This window comes from Vagococcus silagei, from assembly GCF_004795745.1.
Taxonomy (GTDB): domain Bacteria; phylum Bacillota; class Bacilli; order Lactobacillales; family Vagococcaceae; genus Vagococcus; species Vagococcus silagei.
The window spans coordinates 133,959-153,942 of sequence record NZ_SDGV01000001.1; the positions used below are offsets into that span (position 1 = coordinate 133,959).

The 19,984-nt window shown below is 36.5% G+C and carries 20 protein-coding genes; 8 read left to right on the plus strand and 12 right to left on the minus strand.

The genetic code is table 11. The annotated features are described in order from the left end of the window. Positions 1–74: 74 nt before the first annotated feature. From ESZ54_RS00610 to kduI, 7 genes are all read right to left on the minus strand, one after another. A complete protein-coding gene (locus ESZ54_RS00610) occupies positions 75–839 on the minus strand; it encodes an IclR family transcriptional regulator (RefSeq protein ID WP_136135734.1) in 765 nt (254 codons plus the stop codon). A 22-nt stretch (positions 840–861) separates the two neighbouring features. After that, positions 862–1,659, minus strand: coding sequence for a discoidin/SUN/FTP domain-containing protein (locus ESZ54_RS00615; RefSeq protein WP_136135735.1), 798 nt, complete (start codon positions 1,657–1,659; stop codon positions 862–864). A 13-nt stretch (positions 1,660–1,672) separates the two neighbouring features. Further along, entirely contained in the window at positions 1,673–2,689 is a 1,017-nt protein-coding gene (locus tag ESZ54_RS00620) for a sugar kinase (RefSeq protein WP_136135736.1), read from the minus strand. 2 nt (positions 2,690–2,691) lie between these two features. Beyond that, a complete protein-coding gene (locus ESZ54_RS00625; RefSeq protein WP_136135737.1) occupies positions 2,692–3,339 on the minus strand; it encodes a bifunctional 2-keto-4-hydroxyglutarate aldolase/2-keto-3-deoxy-6-phosphogluconate aldolase in 648 nt (215 codons plus the stop codon). Beyond that, entirely contained in the window at positions 3,336–4,526 is a 1,191-nt protein-coding gene (locus ESZ54_RS00630) for an MFS transporter (RefSeq protein ID WP_136135738.1), read from the minus strand. Before ESZ54_RS00630 ends, ESZ54_RS00625 begins: the two co-directional genes overlap by 4 nt. A gap of 422 nt (positions 4,527–4,948) precedes the next feature. Next, the gene (locus ESZ54_RS00635) at positions 4,949–5,740 is read right to left on the minus strand and encodes a gluconate 5-dehydrogenase (RefSeq protein WP_136135739.1); all 792 of its coding nucleotides are present in this window, start codon (positions 5,738–5,740) and stop codon (positions 4,949–4,951) included. Between the two features lie 16 nt (positions 5,741–5,756). Beyond that, positions 5,757–6,593: a 5-dehydro-4-deoxy-D-glucuronate isomerase gene (gene kduI, locus ESZ54_RS00640; RefSeq protein WP_162615044.1), complete on the minus strand. Its 837-nt coding sequence runs from the start codon at positions 6,591–6,593 to the stop codon at positions 5,757–5,759. A 220-nt stretch (positions 6,594–6,813) separates the two neighbouring features. Here kduI and ESZ54_RS00645 point away from each other — a divergent pair, with 220 nt between their 5' ends. Continuing rightward, a complete protein-coding gene (locus ESZ54_RS00645) occupies positions 6,814–7,311 on the plus strand; it encodes an LURP-one-related/scramblase family protein (protein WP_136135740.1) in 498 nt (165 codons plus the stop codon). Positions 7,312–7,651: 340 nt separating this feature from the next. Here ESZ54_RS00645 and ESZ54_RS00650 read toward each other — a convergent pair whose 3' ends face one another. Further along, a complete protein-coding gene (locus ESZ54_RS00650; RefSeq protein WP_136135741.1) occupies positions 7,652–9,313 on the minus strand; it encodes a peptide ABC transporter substrate-binding protein in 1,662 nt (553 codons plus the stop codon). 987 nt (positions 9,314–10,300) lie between these two features. Further along, positions 10,301–11,611: a GTPase ObgE gene (gene obgE, locus ESZ54_RS00655; protein ID WP_204249493.1), complete on the minus strand. Its 1,311-nt coding sequence runs from the start codon at positions 11,609–11,611 to the stop codon at positions 10,301–10,303. Positions 11,612–11,816: 205 nt separating this feature from the next. On the opposite strand from obgE, the gene ESZ54_RS00660 reads away from it, so the two are divergent. From ESZ54_RS00660 to ESZ54_RS00670, 3 genes are all read left to right on the plus strand, one after another. Further along, the gene (locus ESZ54_RS00660; RefSeq protein ID WP_136135743.1) at positions 11,817–12,575 is read left to right on the plus strand and encodes a peptidylprolyl isomerase; all 759 of its coding nucleotides are present in this window, start codon (positions 11,817–11,819) and stop codon (positions 12,573–12,575) included. Between the two features lie 161 nt (positions 12,576–12,736). Then, complete coding sequence (gene rpsN, locus ESZ54_RS00665; RefSeq protein WP_136135744.1) at positions 12,737–13,006, plus strand: 30S ribosomal protein S14; 270 nt, start codon at positions 12,737–12,739, stop codon at positions 13,004–13,006. Between the two features lie 14 nt (positions 13,007–13,020). Beyond that, positions 13,021–13,128 carry a putative metal homeostasis protein gene (locus ESZ54_RS00670; protein ID WP_136135745.1) on the plus strand — a complete coding sequence of 36 codons (108 nt, stop codon included), beginning with the start codon at positions 13,021–13,023 and terminating at the stop codon, positions 13,126–13,128. Positions 13,129–13,178: 50 nt separating this feature from the next. Here the strand turns inward: ESZ54_RS00670 and ESZ54_RS00675 are convergent, their stop codons facing one another. The 3 genes from ESZ54_RS00675 to ESZ54_RS00685 form a co-directional block, all read right to left on the minus strand. Continuing rightward, on the minus strand, positions 13,179–14,228 hold the full coding sequence (locus tag ESZ54_RS00675; protein WP_136135746.1) for a hypothetical protein: 1,050 nt from the start codon (positions 14,226–14,228) through the stop codon (positions 13,179–13,181). Continuing rightward, positions 14,200–14,739: an RNA polymerase sigma factor gene (locus ESZ54_RS00680; protein WP_136135747.1), complete on the minus strand. Its 540-nt coding sequence runs from the start codon at positions 14,737–14,739 to the stop codon at positions 14,200–14,202. The genes ESZ54_RS00675 and ESZ54_RS00680 overlap by 29 nt, the downstream gene beginning before the upstream one ends. 456 nt (positions 14,740–15,195) lie before the next feature. Beyond that, entirely contained in the window at positions 15,196–16,215 is a 1,020-nt protein-coding gene (locus ESZ54_RS00685) for a branched-chain amino acid aminotransferase (protein ID WP_136135748.1), read from the minus strand. A 198-nt stretch (positions 16,216–16,413) separates the two neighbouring features. Between ESZ54_RS00685 and ESZ54_RS00690 the strand changes: the two genes are divergently transcribed. Genes ESZ54_RS00690 through mvaD form a run of 4 tightly spaced genes read left to right on the plus strand, consistent with a single transcriptional unit; the run spans position 16,414 to position 19,981 of the window. After that, entirely contained in the window at positions 16,414–16,659 is a 246-nt protein-coding gene (locus tag ESZ54_RS00690; RefSeq protein ID WP_136135749.1) for a hypothetical protein, read from the plus strand. Next, the gene (locus ESZ54_RS00695) at positions 16,660–18,024 is read left to right on the plus strand and encodes a tripartite tricarboxylate transporter permease (protein ID WP_136135750.1); all 1,365 of its coding nucleotides are present in this window, start codon (positions 16,660–16,662) and stop codon (positions 18,022–18,024) included. 18 nt (positions 18,025–18,042) lie between these two features. Continuing rightward, positions 18,043–18,993, plus strand: coding sequence for a mevalonate kinase (gene mvk / locus ESZ54_RS00700; protein WP_136135751.1), 951 nt, complete (start codon positions 18,043–18,045; stop codon positions 18,991–18,993). Further along, positions 18,983–19,981, plus strand: coding sequence for a diphosphomevalonate decarboxylase (gene mvaD, locus ESZ54_RS00705; protein WP_136135752.1), 999 nt, complete (start codon positions 18,983–18,985; stop codon positions 19,979–19,981). Before mvk ends, mvaD begins: the two co-directional genes overlap by 11 nt. The last annotated feature ends 3 nt before the right edge of the window (positions 19,982–19,984 follow it).

Below are 19,984 nucleotides of genomic sequence, written 5' to 3' on the forward strand. Positions count from 1 at the left end.
TGAATTTCTTTTTGAACGCAAAAAACTGAGATAAAATTGACAGTTTTTATCTCAGTTTCTTAATATTTAGATCTTTATTTCTCGCATAATTGGCTTTCAATTTCAATTTTCGCTTGTTGCATTGTGCTAATAATTTCAGCAATCGTCGCATCATCAGCTCTAAACTTAGGCATACTAACACTAAATGAGCCATCAATGCCTGTTTCGCTCTCGATTGGCATCGCAATACAGTAACAGTCTTTCTCCATTTCCTCATCATCATAAGCAATTGCGGTTGCTTTAATGCGTTCAATTTCTTCACGCAAGGCTTCTTGATTAGTTATGGTTTTATCCGTATAAGCTTCGAGCTCCGTCATCTCAAAATACTGGGCAATTTTTTCCTCTTCAAATGAAGACAAGAAAATTTTGCCCATCCCTGTACTATAGAGTGGTCGGCTCACACCAACACGTGAGGACATATAAATTGATTGATTTTTCGGTTCAAGTTTATCTAAATAAACAAGTTCAAAACCATTTGCGACACCCAAATGAATCGTTTCATCAACATTTGCTTGTAGCTCTTCTAAAATTGGCACTGCAATTTTCTTCAAAGTTGAATTATCAATCATTGTATTGCCAAACTTAATTAATGATGGACCTAATTGATAGGTTTTATCACTCTCATCTTTAGTTGCGTAGCCAATTAAAACCAGCGTATCTAGAATTTTAAGCGTTGTCGAAGTCGTCATCTCAACGGCTTCAGCAATCTCTTTTAACGTAACAGGTGCTCCTGCAAAGGCAATGCAATCCATAATTTTAGCCGATTTAATCAGAACCGTGCCATATGGTTTTTTGGTCATACCTCTTCGATTCCTTTCTAAATTAATCGAACATGCGGTCGCGACCGTATACCTCAAGTTGCGTTAACGCTGGGAATGGGGATTCATCCTCATGTTTGATTAAATCTTTCAATTTGACCCATGTGACTTTTGTCATTGGGAGGGTAAAGAATTGACGATCTAATTTATCAGTTGTTTCAAAGACGTGTTCCGAACCATCTGATAATTCTAAAGTCACGCTTGTCCAGTAGCTGTCGTGCGGGTAGTCGCCACGTAAGACAATTGCTACTTGGTTAATTTCAATTTCGCGGCCAAAATCAATCGTAATTTCAGCATCTTTTCGTTGATTAATGCCCCATGATTGATATGGGTATGGTCCATGATCTTCATTTGCTAACATACCGTCAATCGCATTACGTGCGAAAAATGTTGAATCATTACGTGTTTCAACATTGGCAAAAGCATGTGGATAAGCACCTGTTTCGTCTTTTTGGTCATGTGCATTACGTGCTAAATTACGGTAACTTGTCACTTCTTTTAAAGTTGGGAACCAAGCACGTAAATAGTGTTTTTTACCAGCGAACGCTTTAGGTGAGTATGCTTGACGTAAGCTTTCTTCTAAAACAACATCATATGTCCAACGATGATTTTTAACAAAAATTAAACTTGGCTCAATCGCTTCGTCAACTTGCACCCAAACAAAACAATCTTGTTGGGCAACGATTAATTCAATTGTATCTCCTGGTTGATATTCATAATTTTTAAAAGCTAAATATGTTTCTTGTTCGTGTTTGCGTTCCGCAATAATAGTATCTTGATTTTTTAAACTAAGTTGTAACATTTAAATAAGCTCCTTATCGATTAATTTTACTTGAATCCATCGCACAAAATTGCGTAACTTCTGCAGGTGTCACATAAATTGAATCACCGGAAATTGTATGCTTAAGCGTAGAAAGACCCGTCGCAAATTCGATTGTTTCTTGGGCAGGTAAGTTAGTTAACAAACCATGTAAAATGCCTGCTGTAAAGGCATCGCCACCACCAATACGATCCACAATTGCTGGGATTTTATATTCTTTTGAAAAATACAATTCATGATGTGACCAAATGGTACCTGTTAGATTATTCTCATTAGTCGAAATCACATCACGCATTGTCGCGTAGAACAATTTAATATTAGGATACATATGATGCATCTCACTATAATAATAGTCTAATTCCTCAGCAATAGTCGCTTCTTTATTTTGATACTCTGGAACACCTAAAATGTTCAAAGCATCTAATTTACCCATTGAACAATAGTCAACGTAAGGTAAGAGTCTTTCATACATTGCACTTGCTTCTTCTAGCGACCAAAGTTTTGCTCGGTAATTACTATCAAAAGAAACTTTCAAGCCTTGTTCTTTGGCTAAACGGACTAATTGTAGCGTGATTTCTGCCATCTCTTCGGAAAGAGCGGGTGTAATTCCTGAGACATGAAAAATTTCTGCATCATCAAATAGATGTGCTAATTTCCAATCAACAGTTTTCATACTGGCAAAACTTGAATACTTCCGGTCATAAACAACTGATGTCGGACGAGGACCCGCACCCATTTCAACAAAATAGGCACCAAAACGTTCGCCACCAAGCAGCACTTGATCTGTCTGCACACCATACTGTCTCAAGTGTTGCAACGCACCATGTCCAAGCGGATTATCCGGTAATTTAGAAAGAATATGACTATCATGGCCTAAACCAGACAAAGTAATGCAAACATTTGCTTCGCTACCACCATAATGTAAAGCTAAAGAAGCTGTATTTGCTAAACGAACACCAGGTTCAGTTGCATAACGAATTAATATTTCACCGAGTGTGATTACTTTTGCCATAATTACTTGCCTCGAATTTCTTTCAGCTTCGCAATGTAAGCTTGTGCGTTTTCAGTCACAACTTCATAATTATCATGTGTTAAACCTTTTGTCAAGTTACCACCCACACCAACAGCGACAACGCCATTGTCAAACCATTCTTCCATATTTTCAAGGGACACGCCACCTGTTGGCATTAAATTGACATAAGGAAGTGGGCCTTTAACATCTTTAATAAAGCGACTACCCACGATATCACCAGGGAAAACTTTAATAATATCAACACCTGTTTTAAGAGCCGTATTAATTTCAGTAATCGTCATACAACCTGGTAAATATGGTACTTGATAAAGATTACACATTTCAGCCACTTTTTTGTCGAATGATGGACTCACAACAAAGTCAGCACCACCGGCAATCGCTAAACGAGCAGATACTTCATCTAAAACCGTGCCTGCACCAACTAAAACATCAGGACGATCTTGATAGTTTGTTTTTAATTCAGCAATAATTTCACTAGCACCTGGTGTTGTATATGCCACTTCAAGTGAAACTAACTCACCTTTAATTAAAGCGTCACATTGACGTAACCCGTCTTCTTTTGATTTGCCACGAATAACCGCAACTACACCATTTTCCATCAGTTGATTCAGTACATTTAATTTTTTCATACGTTGCCTTCTTTCTTTTGATTAAAAAATTGATACCAGAATACACCGAGTAACATCAAAATAATTGCGACAATAATCGCTGCCATTCCAGCAAAAATACTAAGTTTATCAGCTAAATATCCTGTCATAATTGGCATTAAAATACCACCGACACCACCAATAATTAGGAGCCAACCCATTGCCATTGGGTATTGCTTAATTGCACCACCCGCAATGGTCATTGTTGTTGGATAAATGCCACCCATCGTTAAACCTAAACCAAAGACTGAGATTAATATCATCGTAACGCTGTGGCTATTTAATAGTAGAAAATAGAAAAATGTCATCCCCACACTAATCATTGTCACCAAATTGGCTTTCGATAATTTTTGACCCAACCAGATACAGCCTAAACGACCCACTAAGATTGAGAACCAAAGGAGAGACGAGATTAATTGTGCTTGGCTTTGGACTAAAATTTCGGTGTCAATAAAGTAAGACACTAACCAACCCGTAATTGCAGATTCAGCACATAAATAGAAAAATAAAATAATGACTGCATTCCAGAATAAACGATCTTTAAAGAAGCTATAATCTGTTACGGTCTTCTCTTTAGCTGCAACTTCATCTGCAACATCCATGCGGCTAAACATCCATTGCGAAATCGCAATTAAGACGATAAATAAGCCACAGACTACTTTCCAACCTGTTTCACCAAAGAAACGTTGTGCTAAAACAATCAAGAATGGTGAAATCAAAGCACCAACCGCAAACATACTATGTAAGAAGTTCAAAGCACCTGGATCACTATGCGAGATATCATTAACCGTTTTATTGTTGAAATTTGAAATACTTCCACGACTAATACCTGTGAAGAAAAAGGCGATAAGTAGAATTAAGAAATTACCCGTTAGCATCATGAATAAGAAACCAACCATAACGAAACTACTTAAAAAGAGAATCGATTTTTTTCGCCCATAATAAACAGGTAAGATACCTGCGACAAGTCCGGCAATTAAATTACCAGCTTGATGACCTGAAAGTAACATACCACTTTCAGTATTTTTTAAACCATATGTGTCACTAATTAATGGAATCAATGAGCCAAAAACCATGGCATATAAACCATTGACGAAAAAGATAAAGAAGCAACACATTAAAATATAGCGGTCAACCGCATTTAAATTTTTATATAATTTTGAAACCAATTTTACTCATCCTAATTTTTTAATTAAAAAGACGAAGCCGCGACAAAACAGCTTTAGTTTTATCAACCACTTCGTCTCATTTGTTGAAACTTTTTAAAAGAAAAGGCCGACGCGATTGTCCGCCTTTTTTGATTTGAATCTTGATTTTTAAATCAAATCCGGAGCTTATTGTGGCGCTCTGGGGTTGATTTGCCGGTTAAAATGAGCTGGTATTCGGCATTAGGTCCATCCTGATAGTCAGTCAAAGACCGACTGATTATAGTAAGAGCTTACGTCGCTTCAGCTTATTCTCCGCTGGCACTTGATTAGCGGACTTTTTTGAGCTGAGATTCGATGATAAGTCATTGTGATGATTCAGTCAAAGTACGACTGATTCATCACAATGTCTTATCACTCCGTCTCATAACGCTCAAAAAAGTACCTTATGGTTGTTTACCTATATATGCTAATATTCCACCGTCTACGTAAAGGATGTGGCCGTTTACGAAATCTGAGGCTTCTGAGGCTAGGAAAACTGCTGATCCTTGTAGGTCTTTGACTGTTCCCCAACGTGCTGCTGGTGTACGTCCGATGATGAAATCGTTGAATGGATGTCCATCTTCGCGTAATGGTGCTGTTTGTGGTGTTGCGATGTAACCAGGTCCAATACCGTTACATTGGATATTGTGTTCACCGAACTCAGCACAGATATTACGTGTTAACATTTTTAAGCCGCCTTTTGCTGCTGCATAAGCACTGACTGTTTCACGACCTAATTCACTCATCATTGAACAGATATTAATAATTTTTCCGTGACCTTTTTCCATCATGGCTGGTAAAACAGCTTTTGACATGATAAATGGTCCGTTTAAGTCAATATCAATTACTTGTCTGAAATCTTCAACACTCATTTCAGTCATTGGTGTACGTTTGATAATCCCAGCATTGTTCACTAGAATGTCAACACTACCCACTTCTTCTGTAATTTGTTTGATTGCTGCTTCGACAGCTACTTCATCAGTTACATCAAAAACGTAGCCTTTTGCGTCAATGCCAGCTTCTTTATATGATGCTGCACCTTCAGCTACTGATTCTGCAGAATTACTATTATAAACAATTGTTGCACCTGCTTCAGCTAAGGCTTGGGCGATTCCAAAACCAATCCCATAAATTCCGCCTGTTACTAAAGCTACTTTTCCGTCTAAACGGAATGAATCCATTGAAAAGTTTTCCATTCTTTAAAGTCTCCTCTTATTTTAAGTCGTTCATGTCGATCATATCCATATCATCATATGTAATATTTTCGCCACACATTGCCCAGATAAATGTATAGTCAGCAGTACCAACACCTGTATGGATTGACCAACTTGGTGAGATTACAGCTTGTTCGTTACCCATTACTAAATGTTTTGTTTCTTCTGGAATCCCCATCATGTGGAAGACTTTTGTGTCTGGATCCATATCAAAGTATAGGTATGTTTCCATACGACGTTCATGAGTATGACAAGGCATTGTGTTCCATGAAGAACCTTCTGCTAAGATTGTGTAACCCATTTGTAATTGACAGCTTTCACATACGTTTGGATGAATATATTGGAAAATTTCACGTTTGTTTAATGTTTTAGACTCGCCTGTACGCATTGGTGTGATGTTATCAATGCTGATTTTAACGTTTGGATAAATTTTATGTGCAGGTACTGAAACACAATAGAATTTTGCAGGATTTGATGCATCGTCTGATTTAAAACGAATATCTTTTGTTTCTTTACCAATGTAATAACCATCTTGTTTTTTCATTGATTCTTCTTCACCATTGATGATGATACTTCCTGGTCCACCAATGTTAATCACACCTAATTCACGACGTTCTAAGAAATAAGTTACGCCTAATTCTTTTGATAATTTGATTTCAAGTTCGCCTGTTGTAGGTGTTACTCCACCAAAAATCATACGGTCATTATGCGTATAAGTTAATACGATTTCTCCTGGTACAAATAATTTCTCAACTAAGAATTCCTCTCTCAATTGTGTTGTAGAAAAATGTTCGATCATTTTCGGACTACTTCCGTAACGTGTTTGCATTTGCATCTTCTATCGTCTCCCTTATTTTCTTATTTGGAAATCAAGTTTCTGTAAAAGAAATTTACAACTTAATTATATCGAAGAAAAAATAAAAAGCAAGCACTTACAGTAAATATTTAGTAAATAAATAATATTTTTATTGAATCATTAGTAAAGAAATGACCTAGTTATAATTTGAACAAATGTTATTAACTTTGTATAATTAGGAAAAGAGGAGGCTGAACCCATGAAAAATTTATATATGAAACAAAAAATGTTTAGCATTGGTGAAAAGTTTTCGATTCAAAATGAAGAGGGACAGATTGTTTATAAGGTAGAAGGAAGTTTCTTTAAAATTCCTAAATCTTTCAAAATGTACGATCAAGATCATCGCCTTATTGGTACTGTCACTAAAGAGATGTTCAAACTATTGCCTAAATTTAAGATTGAAATTGAGAACGAACCCACGATTAGAATTGAAAAAGGATTCACCTTTTTTAAGGATCGTTACCGCATTATCAGTAAAAACGTTGAAGTGCGCGGCGACTGGTTAGATAAGAATTATGAAATCTATCGGGATGGAAAATCGATTGCTAAAATCACACAAAAATGGATAGCAATGACTGATACCTTTGAAATTAAAGTTATCGATGAAAAATATGAGCATTTGACGATCATGTTAGTTGCGGCGATTGATTTTGTCAAAGACCAACAAAGAGCAGCTGCCTCTAGTGCATCAGTTTAATTTTTTGCGATTTAAAAAAGTGATAAAGCTTTATATAGAAGAAAGATATAAATAAAACTAGCGCGAGAACAATTTTGGCTACTGTTCTTGCGCTAGTTTTTTGATTGACGGGATTATTTTGGCTGGGCCTCAGCACTAAGCCAATCCTAGTAATCAGACAAAAATCGTCTGTTAACTAGGCTCGTCTTACTGTTCAGCCCAAAACGCCAGAATAATCACCTTAGTTGACGGGTTTTTTGGAGCATGGGTTCAGCAACAAGCTAATCCTGGTAATAAATCAAAGACCGATTTTTTCCCAGGCTCATCTTGTTGTTCACCCATAAGCACTCCAAAAACCACCTTATTCCGCCTTTATTCCTTTATATTCATATGATGCTCCGGCTGTGTGGGATACGTAGCCTTTCATTTGCGGGTTTCGTAGGTGTCCTTCTGCTACTTGGTAGATTGGGATAATACCTGCATCGTCGCCTAGTAAGATTTTTTCAGCGTCGAGGAAGTTTTGCCAACGGGCTTTTGGATCGTTGACGTTGGTTGTTTTAGCTGCACGAACTAATTTATCATATTCTGGATTTGAATAACCCCCACGATTGTAGGCATTTCCTGTTTCAAACAAATCGATAAATGAACTTGGATCATTGTAATCCGCGCCCCAACCTGCTAGTACAATATCGAAATCACCTTTACCACTACGTTCTAAACGAATTGGTTTTGTCACGGCTGTGACTGAAGCCTCAATACCCAATTTATCCTGGAAAGCACCTTGGATAAATTCAGCAATTTTTTTCGTTGAATCATTATCATCTGTTAAAATATCAAATTTGATTTTATCGACATTTAACTCTTTTTTAGCTTTATCTAAATATTCTTTTGCTTTCTTTGGATCATACTCTTTGTACACTTTTGAATCTTTCACGAAATCTTTTTTTGTTTCTGGATTTACCGCAAGATCAGTTGGGACAATTCCAGTTGCGACTGTCGAGCCGTCACCTAATACTTTATCAACAATTGCTTTACTATCAATTGCGTAAGACAAAGCTTTACGTAAATGAACATTATGGAATGGTTTATTTTTATCTTTTTGATTGAGATCAATATAGATTGTACGTCCTTCTTTATCAAGGACATAATCCTCATTGTCACGGAATTGTTGTGCAAGTTCCCCTGTCAAAATAACATCATCTAATTGTCCATCTTCATATAAATTTAAACCTGTTGAAGATTCTTTAACCACGAAAGCACCAATCTCTTTCATTTTGACTTGATCTTTATCCCAGTACTTTTCATTTTTAACGTATTTCCATTCTAAATCTGAACCGGGGCCATCAAATTCTTCTAACGTGAATGGGCCATTATAAAGTGAATTTTCAGTAGAGGTTCCAAATTGCTTACCTTTCTCTTCCACAAATTTTTGTTGTAATGGAAAGAAAGTCGGAAATGCTAATAATTTATCAAAATACGGTACTGGATTATCTAACGTAATCTTTAATTGGTCATCCCCAATTGCCTCAATACCTAATTCATTCGGCTGTTTTTCTCCTTTAATAATTGCGGCTCCATTTTTTACTGGTTCAACAAAGTAAGCATATTCAGCACCAGTTTTAGGATCTGCTACACGTTGCCACGCGTAAACATAATCTGCTGCGACCACTGGATCGCCATTGCTCCACTTCGCATCTTTACGTAATTTAATTTTATATTCTAAACCATCCTCACTTTTTTCAGCAAGCTCTGCTGCTCCGGCTGGTTCTGGTTCATTTTTAGCATTCATGCGATAAAGGCCTTCATAAAATTGATTCATCGCGCCAAAACTGACTTTATCCGTCGCAATTGCCGGATCAATGGATGCCAATTCTTGTGGAATACCAAATTTAAATACTTTTTCTGAATCTGCTTTTGAATTTTTAGCATCCTTCGCTGATTCTGATTTTGTGTTACCACACGCACTAACCAATATCACAGCACTTGCTAAAATTAGCATGTATATTATTCGCCTTTTTTTCATCTCTATCTCCTCCAAATTTATATCTTGTATCCCATTCTAACCAAACACAAAACAAATTGCAATCTTTTTATTATTTAATTTTAATCTTATTTTAATTTTATGTTGATCAAAAAGAAAAGTTTCAAGATAAAATGAATCAACATTTTATCTTGAAACCTTATTATTTTTTTATAGGATACTTGCAATTTCCCAAATAATTTTACTTTCACCGTATTGACCAAAAAGATTACCAGTCTGCAAGTTAAGAAGCAACCCAAGCTGATCATTTAATAAAGAGATTGGCATATAAATCGTCGAATTTGAACGATTCTTTCAATTCTTTAGAGGCCTTTATTTAGTAAGACTAGTGACGCTTACATTGTTTTAAAGTCAACAATTTCTGGCACATTTAGTTCAAGCATTACTTGATAAATAAAGGTGATTGTCAAGCCAAAATTAGTTAATTCAGTAAACTTAATTCAATATTAGCCATTTTACCATCGGTCGTTCCCGTATTTCAGAAAGAACTTTTCCAACATTTTTAGTCCCTTTAGGAACAATGTATACGGTACCTTCGCTGATGAAGAACTGATCTGTAATGATTTCTCGTTTAATCGCTTGACCATCACATTGGTTGCAGTTACTTTGATATCACCAACAATAAATTTTGGTGTCTAGCCAAACTTCCTCTCCTTTGAATCCGAACCCCGATGTTCTAAAACAGCCACACCTGGATATTTTTCTATTGATTCAGCGGCGTGAACAATTTCTCCATTTACCATAAAGAAACATAAAAAAATAACAGTCCCATAATCAATCCTTTAATTCTTTCTTACATTCTTAAAGAAACCTCCTTTTACTTAATACAGTTATCAAAATATAGAAGACAACAACAAATATAACGAACGTTATAAAAGTTGTTAAGTAATAATATGTTTCAAAAAAGAAGCGTTTAGCAAAACGACACGAACGTTCGTTAAACTAAACACTTCTTTTTATATCATTTAATTAATCAACAAATTCAAAAACAAATTCTTTAATACGTACTTGGTCACCATCACGAGCACCACGTTTACGTAATTCTTCATCGACACCCATCCCTCTTAATTGACGGGCAAATTTCATAATACTTTCTTCACGTTCGAAGTTTGTCATCACGAATAGCTTTTCGAGCTTATCACCAGATAGAACCCAAGTGGCATCATCATCACGACTAATCGTAAAGGCTGGCTCATCTTCATGGAAACCGTAGTGAACAATCTCTTCTTCACCCGTTTCTTCAATATAAAGTGGAAACTCATCTGTGACTTCTAAAAGACCTGCAGTTGCACTTAACAATGGATCAATCCCTTGGCGAGAAACACCAGAAATTGGGAAAATTTGAATATCATCATCAAACTCATTCTCTTTAAGAGCTTGAATTTTTTTCGTAAATTCTTTCAAGTTTTCTTCAGCGTCAGGCATATCCATTTTATTTGCAACAATAATTTGAGGACGTTCTAGTAAACGTAGATCATGACTTTCTAATTCATGATTAATTTTTTCATAATCATCAAACGGATCACGACCTTCCATTCCACTCATATCAATCACATGCAGAATGACTCTTGTTCGTTCGATATGACGTAAGAATTGCGTGCCAAGACCAACACCTTGTGAAGCACCCTCAATTAATCCAGGCATATCGGCCATCACAAAGCTATCGCCTTCTTTGGTCGTTACCATACCTAGGTTAGGTACTAAAGTTGTAAAATGATAAGCGCCAATTTTTGGTCTTGCTTGTGACACAACTGAAAGTAAGGTTGACTTACCAACAGAAGGGAAACCCACTAAACCAACATCAGCTAAAACTTTTAGTTCTAATTCAATTTTCTTTTCAACACCTGGTTCACCCTTTTCAGAGATTTCTGGTGCCGGATTTCTTGGTGTCGCAAAGCGAATATTACCGCGTCCACCGCGTCCACCTTGAGCCACTAACAATTTTTGACCATGTGTGACAAGGTCGCCCAAAAGAACGCCTGTTTCATGTTCACGAACAGTTGTACCTGGTGGCACCTTAACAAAAGTATCCTCAGCACCACGGCCATGCATACTCTTACTCATTCCATTTTCACCTGGTGTTGCTTTAAAATAGCGATTATATCTAAAATCCATTAATGTACGTAAGCCTTCATCAACTACAAGATAAATACTTCCTCCGCGGCCACCATCGCCTCCAGCGGGACCACCGTCAGGAACATACTTTTCTCGTCTGAAAGCAACCATTCCATCGCCACCCTTACCGGCTTTGATGTCAATTGTGACTTGATCTAAAAACATGGACATCGTTTATGTCCTCCTTATACCTATAATTTATCTTCGCCCTTCATTGTATCTGTTCAAAAGTTGTTTGTCTATAAATGTCTGCCCTAGAAACCACATTTTTAAGGAAACTTAACGCAAAAAAACATAGTTTGGCATTAGCTAGAAAGTTTGTTACAATTTAACTACATATTAAGGAAATAGAAAGGATTTCACAGACACTATGAAAACAAAAAAATGGTTAGTGGCTTTAACTAGTTTAACAATGGCCACACTTTTATTAACAGCTTGTGGTTCAAATGATAAAAAAGAATCAGCTTCAAGTAGCGACAAAACAGAAGAAACAAAAAAAGAGAAAAAAGTTGACTTAAACTCACTTGAGTTACCTCAATTAAGTAAAGAAGTCGCTGAAGACGAGGCTTTAGTTGAGATGGTCACTTCAGAAGGCTCAATTAAAATCAAATTATTCCCTAAAGAAGCACCAAAAGCAGTTGAAAACTTTATGACACACGCTAAAGAAGGCTATTATAAAGACGTTATCTTCCACCGCGTTATTCAAGATTTCATGATCCAAACTGGTGACCCTGAAGGTACTGGTGCTGGTGGCGAAAGTATCTGGAAAGAAGAGTTTGCTCCTGAAATTTCAAATAGTTTGTATCATATTAACGGCGCACTTGCGGTAGCACGTTCAGGCGGAGATGACATTACAGAAAAAACACAAGGTAGTCAATTCTATATTGTGTCAAACGGTCACGATGTTTCTGATGGTTTACTTGCAGAAGATTATCCAGAAAAAATTATTGAAGCCTATGAAAAAGGTGGCGCACCATTCTTAGATAAAAAATACTCTGTCTTTGGTCAAGTCATCGAAGGACAAGATGTTGTCGATAAAATCGCAACAACTGAAACTGGTGAAGCTGATAAGCCTAAAAAAGACATCACCATCAAAGAAATCAAAATCCTACAAGAAGCAAAAAAATAAGAGCGTAGCTGAGTGGTCAGCTCCAACAAAACAAGACATTAAAAGAAGTATTTCTCTTGAAAACATGAGAAATACTTTTTTTTTTACTTGTCATTCTAAATAATTTATGCTAAATTATAAATCGTAATCATTACTATTGACTTTCTATATGAGGAGGAACTATGGCAAAAAAATCAAAGATTGCAAAAATGAAACGCCAAGAAAAACTAATCGCAGAATATGCTGATTTAAGAAAAGAACTCAAGGCAACTGGCGACTACAAACAGTTAGCCTCTCTACCTCGAGATTCAAATCCTAATCGCTTAAAAAATCGTGACCAAACAGATGGTCGACCTCGAGGTTATATGCGCAAATTTGGTGTATCTCGAATTCATTTTCGCGAGTTAGCGTTACACGGTGATTTACCTGGTGTTACAAAAGCCAGTTGGTAAAAAAGGAGAACGACATGGAAAAACAAGATTTAGCAAGTGCCTACAGACGATTAAAGAGCCCCAACATCAAAACACGAAAAAGGGCACTCAAAACGATTAAAGCAATAAAAAAAAATAGATAAACAGAGAATCCTCTCAAATTTAATCACAATTTGAGAGGATTATTTGCGTATTATTTTTTAGGTTCTAACTCAAATTCAGTCAATTTTTTATTATTAGACTTAATAACAGCGCGTAATCGTTGTCCATTATTATTTTTAATAAAAGGAAATTGATAAATCGCAAGCTGATTGTTCTCTTCTAAATTATACATCGATGCTTTGTACTCGACACCTTCTTCATCAATCAAGGTAACTTTTAACAGTTCCATATCAGAAACATCCAACGGCTGTTTAAATCTAAAACTAAAGTTAAAATGTGAAACGTTAGAAACTGCGTTTTCCAAAGTAATAATTGAAGATTCTTTAGTCAACTGATAGTCAACGGGTGTGTAATCAACGCGTTTTGTTTGATTGTTCAACGGGATCACCCACTCTCCTTCAACCACTTGTGGATTATCACTTTTGTTGTCAATCACAATTGATTTAATTTCCACTTTAGCATTTTCTAAAAGTGGTAGTTTCGTCAAATTATCTGTTAAAAAATGGTATTCACTACCAGATAAACTTGTTTTATCTTGATTCAATTGTTGTGTTCCCTCCACATCAGTTAATTTTTCACTCCATGATCCTTCAAATTTTTCAGGGTCTTGAGCATTATCAAATAGATAAGTACCATCACCATTTTTAATAGCATAGTTTAACCAAATACTGCTATCACTCTTAAATTTCGTTTGATCCTCATATGATACTGAATAATCAAAACCGAAACTTTCTGGCGTTGAAAAGTAACTATCGATTGCTACAACCACTTCATTATTTTCAGATTTTTTATTATTTTTGACTGTCGCATCTCCTAAAGATTGACTCCATGGATTCGAAAAAGTGATGACTTTTTCAAGAACTGCTTGAACCTGTTCAAAATTATAAATGCCTAAGGTCATAATTGCTGCAACTACTCCGAGAGAAATCCAAGTTCTGCGCTTTCTTTTTTGTTTTGCTTTTTTTGCTGACAAATTCATGATATTTTCGTAAGTTTGATCAATTTTTTTCTTTGTATCTGCTTTAGGCGCGATTTCTTCTTCAAGCCATTGCTTATAATCTTGTTTGCTCGTCTTGCTCATTATCTGACCCTCCCTCTTTCAATAACTTCGCTTTCAATAATTGTTTACCACGACTCAATCTGGTTTTAACAGTATTTAAAGGTAAATCTAAAATAATACTAATATCTTTTAAACTGTATTTTGAATAATAAAATAAAATGAGCGGGACTCGATACTTGTCTGACATCGAACCTAATAGATCTTCTAATTCCATTTCACTTAAATCATTTTGATATGACTCTTCTAAATAAATAATATTATTTTCACGATTATTCTGCTTGATTAATCGATAACATTCGTTGATTAAAATACGATACAACCATGTGTTAAAATATTCTTCCTTCTTTACTGTGCTCATTTTTTCATAAGCAATTAAAATCGTTGTCTGCATGACATCTTGTACATCGGCTTCATTAATTAAAATTCTTTTAGCTGTGCCATACAAAACATTTTCATAGTCCTTAATTAAAGTAACAAATGCTTCGCCATCACCTTTTTTAGCACGCTTAAAAAGACTAGTCTTCCAAATCATAAACATCCTCCTTTCTTAAGTTCTATTAATTAGATACTTAAGCCCTCCAAAAAGTTTCATTAATTATTATATCTTTTAAATTAAATAAAAAAAGAGACTTAGCATTCCCCAATACTAAGTCTCTATCTAAAAATAATCGTTTTATTTTATTTAGGCCATCGCCCTTCCCATCTCTTACTATACATCCTTTTATTAAACGCAATTATTCATTTTAGTCCGATTACACGACAATCTTGTTTATAAACACAAAAAAAAGACAACGGCCTCACGCCGTTGTCAAAAAAGGAGTTGTTTATTTACTTTGGAGGAGTAAATAAAATGAAAAGTTTGTTAGGGTTGTTTTGTTGGTATGCATATAATATAACCCACAAATATGCATAAATTGTGACCTTTTTGTATAGTTTTAAGAATTTTTAGTTAAAAATTTATTAAGATGGATTAATTTGTTCATTTTTCTTACACGTTAACTTTGGTAATCCAACCTTCTGGCGCTTCGATATCACCAAATTGAATCCCAACTAATTCATCATATAATTGTTTTGTTAAGGGTCCCACTTCCGTTTCTGAATAAAAGACATGGAAATCATCTTTCGTTTGAATACCGCCAATTGGCGAAATGACAGCGGCTGTTCCACAAGCACCCGCTTCTTTAAATTGATCAAGTTTATCTAAATACACATCGCCTTCTAGTGTTTTCAAGCCTAAACGATGTTCTGCCAGATAAAGCAATGAATATTTTGTAATACTTGGTAAAATTGAGGGTGACAGTGGCGTGATAAAACAATTATCTTTAGTAATACCAAAGAAATTGGCTGCCCCAACTTCCTCAATTTTAGTGTGTGTTGCAGGATCTAAATAAATACAGTCTGAATATGATTTTGCCTTAGCTTCCTTACCTGGCATTAGACTGGCTGCATAATTTCCACCCACTTTGACTGCTCCCGTTCCTGCAGGTGCTGCACGGTCATAGTCAGATACGATAAAGTTTGTTGGTTTTAAGCCACCTTTGAAGTAAGCACCAACAGGCGTACAAAATACCGTAAAAATATATTCTGGGGCTGGATTCACACCAATTGCGTCGCCAACACCGATTAAAAGTGGCCGAATGTATAAAGTTGCGCCACTTTCATATGGTGGACAATACGCTTTATTAAAGCGTACCACTTTTTCAACAGCCTCTAAAAACATCTCTTCCGGAATAACTGGCATCATGAGACGTGTCGCACTGATTTGAAAACGACGCGCATTTTCTTGAGGACGAAAGAGATTGATCGAGCCGTCCTTACAACGATAAGCTTTCATGCCTTCAAAACATTGTTGCCCATAATGAAGTGCTGTTGAACCTTCACTGATATGTAATGTATTATCTTCTGTCATTTGACCTTCAGACCATTCACCATTTTTCCAATGTGCAAGATAACGAAATGGTGTTTTTATATAACTAAATCCTAAATTATTCCAATCGATTTCAACCATATCTTTCAATCCTTCCGTACTTTTTTCATCATTTTATCATATTTCAAAGGACTCCCCTAACCTTTTTTTAATAAATCTAGCGCTTTTTGTGAAAATTATATAATTTTTGATTAAAGAGACAGCAGAAAGATGGCTTTCTCTCAATTTTTAAGTATAGTGATAAGTGGTTATTAACTTTTTTAGGAGGAAAAACATAATATGAAGAAGCAAGATCTTGTTTCGCTTTGGGGGGATACAGTCGGTGTGTCTGACTTGATTCGCTCAATCATTTTGTCTGTCATTTTAACGATGGGCGCCTTTTTTATTGCACCTGCAGACGATCCAACGAAACAATTATTTTTTGGACTGGGTGGGGCCGTCCTTAGTTTTATCATTAACTCTGTGCTCGTTAAGCCAAAAAGAAAATTGGAAGCACTCACAGAAGAAAGTGAGGAACACGTTTAGATGACAACTGCTTTAATCTTACAAATGATTGTCGCTAGTTTTAGCGCCTTCATTATTTATTCATTAATTGGATTCATTCCAGGAACAGATGAAACAAGTGTTTTAATGCCGATTACACTAGCACTCATCATGGCTAAAGTCGAACCACTTGTTGTACTGACCTTTTTCGTTGCTTCATTTGTTACGCTAGGCCTGATGAATATTATGCCGGCACTGATTGCCAATCTTCCTGGTGGAGTTTTATCAACGCCAATGTTAGATTCCGCACTAATTGTTAAAAAGCATGGTCGTACCAGTCATGTCATCAAAAAAGCCGCACTTGGTAGCGCGATTGGCGTAACGGTTTCCCTCATTAGTTGTTTATTTATCGCGAAACTGATTGCACCTTTTGCTAGCGACATCAGTCAGCATGCTAACTTAATTTTTATTGGCGGGGCAATCTTCCTGTCTCTTTTAAGCTCTGCGAAATTATTATCATTAATTAGTATTGTACCTTTAGCACTCGTTTTCCAAGGTTTACGTGCTTTATACTGGCAAACTGGAGCTGTGCCAGCAGATAAAAATATTACGACATCCTTTTTCTTAGGGATTACTGTGGCACCTTTAATTTTATCACTGCTTTCATTATTGAATGGAAATGAAAAGAAAAAATTAATGGTTGCTGAAGTGAAACCGATGAAAATCCCAATGCCAACCAAAGAACAACAACAGGCGAAAAAAGAAGCCTTTAAAAATCGTTTAACAAAAAACGAATGGATCAGTGCAACAGTCGCTAGTTTCTTATCAAACTTTCTCTTCGTCTTAAGTCCAGTCGGTCTGATTGTGCTTTTTGGCGAAATGATGGGTAAGAAAGAAACGGACGAACTCAAACGAGCTGAACTTAAAATTACAACCATGACAGCCTTAGCACAAAGTACCTATATCTCAGGCATCATGATTTCGATTGTCGCCATTGGTTTACCAATGGCACCCTCAGCAATTGGCCCAGGTGCAGCCTTTTTCGAAGCACCACCAGTCTTTAGTATCGGCAATACAATTACGGATATGTATCCTAAAAATTGGTTAATGCTAGCCTTTATTATTGGAAGTGTGATTGCCTTAACTCTGGTTTATTTTTTAGCTACAAAATTTGCAGAACCTTTAACTTATTTTGTCTTAAAAAAAATCCCACATGAAGCAATGCTCGCTCTTTTCATCGCACTAGTCTTTTTACTAGCCTACATCGATGCAGGTTTAATTAATGTCTTTGGGGTTTTATTAATGAGTCTCATTTGTGGTACACTTAACCGGTTGGGGGTAGGCTATGGTATTCAATTTATGTCACTTTATGCCGCTCCATTTATTGTGACTTTATTATCCAAATAACTAAAGGAGTCTATATTTATGACGCAACACACAGGAATTGGCTTAGCCAATGGAAAAATTATTCTTTTAGGAGAGCACTCGGTTGTCTATCATCAACCGTCAATTGCGATTCCTTTTCCAGCTGTCACTATTAAAACAAGCGTGACGGCGCAACAAGATAAAACAACGATTGATTGTGATTTTTATCATGGAATTGTTGATGAAATGCCTGAATTACTAGAAAGTTTAAAAGAAACGATTCGCGTTTGTACCAAACGTTTGAACCAAAAAGAGACACCGCTTGCCATTACAATTGAAAGTAGGATCCCTGCTGAACGTGGCATGGGGTCAAGTGCTGCAGTAGCGGTCGCTACAACGCGCGCAATCTATGACTACTTTAATGCAACCCTTACACAAGATGAGCTCTTAGAAATTGTTGATATTGCTGAAAAAATTGCCCATGGTAATCCAAGTGGATTGGATGCTCTGATGACAAGTAGCTCAATACCTTTCTACTATATTAAGGGGCGACCTTTCCAACCCATCACACCTCATTTAAATGCCTATCTCATTGTCGCCGATACTGGTGTTACTGGCCAAACAAAAGAAGCCGTTGCAAGTGTCGCTGAAAAATTAAATGGCGTCGATGGGCCTAAATATCAAGCAATTATTAATCGCTTAGGCGAACTGGCTGATCTCGGTAGATTCGCTTTAGAAAATAATCAATGTACAGCATTAGGTTCATACATGACTGAAGTTCATCAATTATTAACTGATTTAGGTGTCTCAAATAATGCCCTTAATACCTTGGTACAAGCAGCATTAGATACTGATGCACTGGGCGCTAAATTAACCGGTGGTGGTCGTGGCGGTTGTATGATTGCTTTGGCACAAGACAAACATCACGCTGAACGTATTCAAGCCTCACTTATTAAGGCAGGCGCTAAAAATACTTGGCTTCATGAAATGAGTGTTAAAAATGGAAAATAGTGGCTTATGTCGAGCGCATACAAATATTGCCCTAATCAAATATTGGGGTAAAAGAGATGAAAACTTATTTTTACCAATGAATAGTAGTCTTTCACTCACATTAGATGCTTTTTATACCGATACAAAAGTAACCCTTGAACCTACTGCAGAAGCGGATACTTTTTATCTAAACGGTGTCTTACAAGGTGAAAAAGAAACACAGAAAATCGCCAACTTTATTGATTTATTCCGCCATGAAGCAAATAATAATAGCCGTGTGAAAGTCGAAAGCTACAATCACGTACCGACTGCTGCTGGGCTAGCGTCATCAGCCTCAGCTTTCGCAGCACTGTCAGGCGCATGCCGTGATGCATTTAACCTTGAATTATCAACTGAAGTCTTATCAACTTTTGCCAGAAGAGGCAGTGGCAGTGCCACAAGAAGCCTTTATGGCGGTTTTGTCGAATGGAATAAAGGCATTGATCATGACTCTCTTTCAAGTCATGCCATTCCGATTGATGCAGCTGATTGGGATGTTGCGATGCTTGTCATTGCCGTAAATACCGGTGAAAAGAAATTATCGAGTCGTGTCGGTATGAAACAAACCGTTGAAACTTCTGCCTTTTATCCTGCTTGGGTCGAAAGTGCTGAAAAAGATTTAATTGCAATTAAAGACGCCATTCAGGCACAGGACTTCATTCGTGTTGGTGAAATAACTGAAGCCAATGGTATGAAAATGCATGGCACGATGTTAGGTGCTATTCCGCCAATTTCTTATTGGGAACCTGAAAGTGTTAAAGCTTTTCAAAAGATTCAAGAAATTCGCGCCCAAGGCATTCCTTGTTATGTTACAATGGACGCTGGGCCAAATGTTAAAGTACTTTGCCAAGGCTCAAACATTGAAAAAATAAAAAAAATACTTTTAAAAGATTTTAAACCAGACCAACTGATTACTTCAGGTGTGGGTTCTGGTATCCAATCACTCAAACTCTCCGATTGGACGTATTAAAGG

What these genes read in the sequence shown, in the direction of transcription:
- ESZ54_RS00645 (WP_136135740.1), top strand. Translation starts at nt 6,814, where the DNA reads ATGAAAAATTTATATATGAAACAAAAAATGTTTAGCATTGGTGAAAAG.
- ESZ54_RS00620 (WP_136135736.1), bottom strand. Translation starts at nt 2,689, where the DNA reads ATGGCAAAAGTAATCACACTCGGTGAAATATTAATTCGTTATGCAACT.
- ESZ54_RS00660 (WP_136135743.1), top strand. Translation starts at nt 11,817, where the DNA reads ATGAAAACAAAAAAATGGTTAGTGGCTTTAACTAGTTTAACAATGGCC.
- obgE (WP_204249493.1), bottom strand. Translation starts at nt 11,611, where the DNA reads ATGTTTTTAGATCAAGTCACAATTGACATCAAAGCCGGTAAGGGTGGC.
- ESZ54_RS00610 (WP_136135734.1), bottom strand. Translation starts at nt 839, where the DNA reads ATGACCAAAAAACCATATGGCACGGTTCTGATTAAATCGGCTAAAATT.
- ESZ54_RS00615 (WP_136135735.1), bottom strand. Translation starts at nt 1,659, where the DNA reads ATGTTACAACTTAGTTTAAAAAATCAAGATACTATTATTGCGGAACGC.
- kduI (WP_162615044.1), bottom strand. Translation starts at nt 6,593, where the DNA reads ATGCAAATGCAAACACGTTACGGAAGTAGTCCGAAAATGATCGAACAT.
- ESZ54_RS00635 (WP_136135739.1), bottom strand. Translation starts at nt 5,740, where the DNA reads ATGGAAAACTTTTCAATGGATTCATTCCGTTTAGACGGAAAAGTAGCT.
- ESZ54_RS00680 (WP_136135747.1), bottom strand. Translation starts at nt 14,739, where the DNA reads ATGATTTGGAAGACTAGTCTTTTTAAGCGTGCTAAAAAAGGTGATGGC.
- rpsN (WP_136135744.1), top strand. Translation starts at nt 12,737, where the DNA reads ATGGCAAAAAAATCAAAGATTGCAAAAATGAAACGCCAAGAAAAACTA.
- ESZ54_RS00690 (WP_136135749.1), top strand. Translation starts at nt 16,414, where the DNA reads ATGAAGAAGCAAGATCTTGTTTCGCTTTGGGGGGATACAGTCGGTGTG.
- ESZ54_RS00675 (WP_136135746.1), bottom strand. Translation starts at nt 14,228, where the DNA reads ATGAGCAAGACGAGCAAACAAGATTATAAGCAATGGCTTGAAGAAGAA.
- ESZ54_RS00695 (WP_136135750.1), top strand. Translation starts at nt 16,660, where the DNA reads ATGACAACTGCTTTAATCTTACAAATGATTGTCGCTAGTTTTAGCGCC.
- ESZ54_RS00685 (WP_136135748.1), bottom strand. Translation starts at nt 16,215, where the DNA reads ATGGTTGAAATCGATTGGAATAATTTAGGATTTAGTTATATAAAAACA.
- ESZ54_RS00625 (WP_136135737.1), bottom strand. Translation starts at nt 3,339, where the DNA reads ATGAAAAAATTAAATGTACTGAATCAACTGATGGAAAATGGTGTAGTT.
- mvaD (WP_136135752.1), top strand. Translation starts at nt 18,983, where the DNA reads ATGGAAAATAGTGGCTTATGTCGAGCGCATACAAATATTGCCCTAATC.
- mvk (WP_136135751.1), top strand. Translation starts at nt 18,043, where the DNA reads ATGACGCAACACACAGGAATTGGCTTAGCCAATGGAAAAATTATTCTT.
- ESZ54_RS00670 (WP_136135745.1), top strand. Translation starts at nt 13,021, where the DNA reads ATGGAAAAACAAGATTTAGCAAGTGCCTACAGACGATTAAAGAGCCCC.
- ESZ54_RS00650 (WP_136135741.1), bottom strand. Translation starts at nt 9,313, where the DNA reads ATGAAAAAAAGGCGAATAATATACATGCTAATTTTAGCAAGTGCTGTG.